Here is a 405-nt window from a genome sequence, read left to right as displayed (position 1 = left end):
ACCCCCACCACACACCAACGCCACCGCATCCGGGCTACGCCCCACCTGCGCGGCCCACAGCACCGGGATCGACACCGGCGCCGGCCCCGGCGCACCCAACACCGCCCGATGACCGATCTCATCCAGACACACATGCTCACCGGCGTCGAGCACATCAATCGACGACACCGGCCGGGCCGGATCGGCGGACATCGCCACCAACACCCGCTCCAACCGCGCCACCAACGCCTCAACGGTGGCCGTGTCGAACACCGCGGTGTCAAATTTGACGCGGATCCCCGATTCAGCGCCCGACACGGCTTGGACCGTGAGCGGGTAGCGACTGGGGTCGTGGCTGGTGATCTCGGTGATGGCCAACCCGTCAGCACCGGTCAACGCGGCGGTGTCGATCGGATAGTTCTGGTA

At 67.4% G+C, this 405-nt stretch carries 1 protein-coding gene; it reads right to left on the bottom strand.

What is annotated here, in order from left to right; genetic code table 11:
- A partial coding sequence (locus tag OQ968_RS24830; RefSeq protein WP_324682302.1) for a hypothetical protein occupies nucleotides 1-405 on the bottom strand: 405 nt, incomplete at both ends.

Source organism: Mycobacterium sp. 663a-19 (assembly GCF_035616495.1).
In the GTDB taxonomy this organism is placed as follows: Bacteria; Actinomycetota; Actinomycetes; order Mycobacteriales; family Mycobacteriaceae; genus Mycobacterium.
This window is presented reverse-complemented; position numbering and strand designations above follow the sequence as displayed.